Annotated in this window: 4 protein-coding genes; all 4 read left to right on the forward strand. The window is 46.4% G+C overall.

Annotation, left to right across the window (positions count from 1 at the left end; all coding sequences use genetic code 11):
* The first annotated feature begins 171 nt into the window (after window positions 1-171).
* The 4 genes from K8R76_11045 (at window position 172) to K8R76_11060 (ending at window position 3,463) form a co-directional block, all read left to right on the forward strand.
* Window positions 172-387 (forward strand): helix-turn-helix transcriptional regulator, encoded by a 216-nt coding sequence (locus K8R76_11045; GenBank protein MCD4848708.1) that lies wholly within the window; start codon window positions 172-174, stop codon window positions 385-387.
* The gene (locus K8R76_11050) at window positions 377-724 is read left to right on the forward strand and encodes a hypothetical protein (protein ID MCD4848709.1); all 348 of its coding nucleotides are present in this window, start codon (window positions 377-379) and stop codon (window positions 722-724) included. The genes K8R76_11045 and K8R76_11050 overlap by 11 nt, the downstream gene beginning before the upstream one ends.
* Window positions 725-846: 122 nt before the next feature.
* A complete protein-coding gene (locus K8R76_11055) occupies window positions 847-2,526 on the forward strand; it encodes a T9SS type A sorting domain-containing protein (GenBank protein MCD4848710.1) in 1,680 nt (559 codons plus the stop codon).
* 193 nt (window positions 2,527-2,719) lie between these two features.
* Entirely contained in the window at window positions 2,720-3,463 is a 744-nt protein-coding gene (locus K8R76_11060) for a GNAT family N-acetyltransferase (protein ID MCD4848711.1), read from the forward strand.
* The last annotated feature ends 528 nt before the right edge of the window (window positions 3,464-3,991 follow it).

A 3,991-nucleotide genomic window follows, 5' to 3' on the forward strand; every position in this document is an offset into this window, starting at 1 on the left:
GGGGTGCCATAAAATCTTCTTCTATAGAGTTCAAGATACCATCATCTTGCAGACTCTTTGACTTAGAGATTATCTATTTTTCTACCAGAACGTGATCAAATCACAAACAGGTGTGTAATGTATACTTGACATAATGTCGCGTATAATATATTCTTCTCGTATGGAGGAGATATGAAATTAGTAAACAGAATTCGAGTTCTCAGAGCAGAAAAGGAAATCTCCCAAAAAGAACTGGCTTATGAAATCGGAGTCAGTCGTCAGACTGTAAACTCCATTGAAAAAGGCAAGTTTAATCCATCCGTGATTACCGCACTAAGAATGGCAAGGTACTTCGGTGTTGGGGTTGAAAGCGTTTTTGAGATTAAGGAGGATGAATGTGATTGGTAGGATAAGTGACAAATATATATGGTGGTCGGTGGCTCAACTTATAGCAGGTATTGCTATCTTTGCATTTGGATATTTCACAAATATTAAGTTCTATTACTATTTATTGCTTATAATTATAATGCTTTATGGTTTACCATCCTTTCTTAAGCGAGGTCGTAAGCCTGATGAGAGAGAGCTTCATCTACTTCTTAAAGTACACGCCAATGCGGGAGTCTGGACTCTAATGCTGCTTCCTGCCTTTCACTCAAGACTTGGAGAGGAATTCTTCACTGCAATTTGGGGTATTTTTCTCTTGCTTCGGGGTTGTTTCGGACTCTTTTACTTCCTGAGGAACTAGCGGAAAATCATCTATATAAAGTTCTAAGAGTATCCACTACGGGGTAGTAATAATTCTCTGATTCAAATCTGATTGACATCTTCCTAAGATGCAACTATTCATAATGATATGGGGGATTGTTTATGTTAATTAGAATCATACCTTTGCTTATCTTTAGTTTCAGTACAATCACATTTGCCGATTCAGCTACACAGACCGACTGGTCCGGGGGGGCAGGAGTGGTGGGTCCGGTCATCACCTTGGGTAATGAGTTTTACTTGGACACCGATGTCTTTTACTACAATCCTTGTGAACTCGTTCTGCAAACTGGCCTGGAACATATCGTTGACGGGCAGTTCGAATGTACTTGGTCAGTGCATTCCGCAGATGTGGACGGAGATGGTGACATGGATGTTCTCGGAGGTGCCGAAGACGACGGCTTCATCACCTGGTGGGAGAATGACGACGGCTCGGGCATAAGCTGGACGGAACATACCGTTGACAGCGATTTCTGGGGAGCTATTTCAGTGCATTCCGCAGATGTGGACGGCGACGGCGACATGGATATCCTCGGAGCTGCCTCTGCAGCCGATGAAATCACCTGGTGGGAGAATGACGACGGCTCGGGCATAAGCTGGACGGAACATACCATTGACAGCGATTTCGATGGAGCTTGTTCAGTGTATTCCGCAGATGTGGACGGAGACGGCGACATGGATGTACTCGGAGCTGCCTATCACGACGATGACATAACCTGGTGGGAGAATGACGACGGCTCGGGCATAAGCTGGACGGAACATACCATTGACAGCGATTTCGATGGAGCTTGTTCAGTGTATTCCGCAGATGTGGACGGAGACGGCGACATGGATGTACTCGGAGCTGCCTATCACGACGATGACATAACCTGGTGGGAGAATGACGACGGCTCGGGCATAAGCTGGACGGAACATACCATTGACAGCGATTTCGATGGAGCTTGTTCAGTGTATTCCGCAGATGTGGACGGAGACGGCGACATGGATGTACTCGGAGCTGCCTTATACGTCAGTGACATAACCTGGTGGGAGAATGTCGGCGGCTTGGGCACAGGATGGATGGAACATACCGTTGACTGCGATTTCTATGGTACTGGTACTTGGTCAGTGTATTCCGCAGATGTCAACGGAGACGGCTACATGGACATCCTCGGAGATGGTAAATTTTATTCCCTCATATCATGGTGGGATCTAACTAAGTATCTTTCTACAGGTTCGCTGGAATCCAGTATTCTCGACACGGGGAGTAGCCCGGATTGGCTTGCGATCGATTGGACTTCGATGGAACCGTCTTTTACAAAAATCGGATTTCAAGTACGTTCTGCCAGTCTACCGCAAATACGCGAGATGAGTCCATGGTCCGATACACTCTATACTCCATGCAGTCTTGACGGTATTCTTCAAGATGGAGATCGATATATGCAATACCGGACTCTCTTCAACACAGCTAATCCTGATACCACTCCCATTTTGCTTGATGTAGAGATCAGCTGGGATCTTTTGGGTATATATGGAGGTGAAGAAACTAATTTTCTGCAATTACTTCCTGTTTCACCCAATCCCTCCGATGGTTCACCAGTAGTGAGTTTCACACTGCCGGAAAATGAATCCGTTGAACTTGTCGTGTTTGACCTTTCAGGCAGGATTGTCCAGGAGATCCAGGAGGATGAATTTTCAGCCGGATATTATGATGTTCAGCTGGATGAGCTATTACCTGGGATTTACTTCTGCAGAATGATAGCTGGAGACTTCACAGCAACACAAAGGTTCGTAGTCATTCAGTAACACGCTAGAGTTAGCATTTCGTCCAAGAGGGCACCAGTTCGAAATGCATCCACTACAGTCCAAAAGAGTATAATTCTAGAACTCTCGCTCCATCAAGAACACAAGTTCGGAATGCGTCTACCACAGGGTGGTGGAGTTCGAGAAGTGTACAATACGGTTTATTTGAATATGTTCTCGATCGAAGGAGATCCGATTGACCGATTTTCACCATTACTACCTTGAATTTCTTGGAGCATCTGATGAGATGCTAGAACTAGGGCAGAGAGTATTCCCATCGGGACTTCGCTCCAAGCCTCAGTCCGAACTCTCGTATAATATCCATGACCTAATAGTCGCCGAATACCAGGATACGCTAATCCACTCGATAAATCCCACCCTGGTGGATAGCTACCGTTCACTAGCTCCAGCTGAAGTATCCGGTGATTTGTTTGCACAAGTCGATGATGCGTTTTTCAGCATAAGCCCATACGGACATTACTGGATTTCGGAGTGGTACAGATACTCCATCAGCCATGGCTTCACCGATGATCCGGATGTTGAGGTGCTTAACCACTCGCATCGCGAACTGCTCGAGGAATCCAGGAAAAACAGAAGAGGGAGACTCTACAGGAACTGGATCTGGGAAAAAGCTTACTCACCATTGCTCTCGGAGGGAAGTGTATTTGCCATTGTGAAAGATGGGAAGATCGTTTCGCAGAGTTCGGCTAGTGACATTCCATCTGGAGCTGCAAACATCGATGTCTGGACTCATGAAAACCACAGGAGACAGGGATTTGGTTCTAAGTGTGTTCGTCAGGTAGTGAACTGGTGTATTAAGAACGATCGAGTACCAGTCTATCTTGTCTCTACGGGGAATACTGCTTCCATAAAACTTGCAGAGGAACTGGGATTCACCAGGTATGCCCGAGAGATAAGAACATCCGTAACGGTATCCTGAAATGCAATTCTAGAAAACGGCCACAGCAGTTCGAAAAGCGTCCAGCACGGGGTACCAAAATCTCAGAATTCTCGGACTATTCCGAAACCAGCTCGTTTTCACGGTATCGTTCACTACTTCATCTTTGAACCGTCAGATATTCCCTGCAGGATTATCCTTGACCGGCGCAGCTTACGGTTGTTTGGAACCTCCACCTGCATGGCGGTTCCGAGGGGCCTTCCCTCATCTTCTATGCAGCATAGTCATGCTGACTGTTTTCTACATCTTCAGCACTCCTTTCGTGTCACACACTGGTGTGTGAACCCGATGCGGATTACATGCCATGGCAGGATGATGTGTCGGAGATAGAGGTTGGTTAAGTTGTCAGCGATCCGGCTTCAGGGGGGTAGTGCGCCATGATGCGTGCTTCCAGTGAAAATTTGCGGGAAGTCATGTTTGACCAGGCTTGTTTCGTTCAGTATGGTCAGTTTCAGACAGGAATCGGAGGTATATAGGGACGATTGGGCTACTTCGGGAGATGTTACCGGA

This window comes from Candidatus Aegiribacteria sp. (genome assembly GCA_021108435.1).
In the GTDB taxonomy this organism is placed as follows: domain Bacteria; phylum Fermentibacterota; class Fermentibacteria; order Fermentibacterales; family JCC-6; genus Aegiribacteria.

What these genes read in the sequence shown, in the direction of transcription:
- K8R76_11045 (MCD4848708.1), top strand. Translation starts at nt 172, where the DNA reads ATGAAATTAGTAAACAGAATTCGAGTTCTCAGAGCAGAAAAGGAAATC.
- K8R76_11055 (MCD4848710.1), top strand. Translation starts at nt 847, where the DNA reads ATGTTAATTAGAATCATACCTTTGCTTATCTTTAGTTTCAGTACAATC.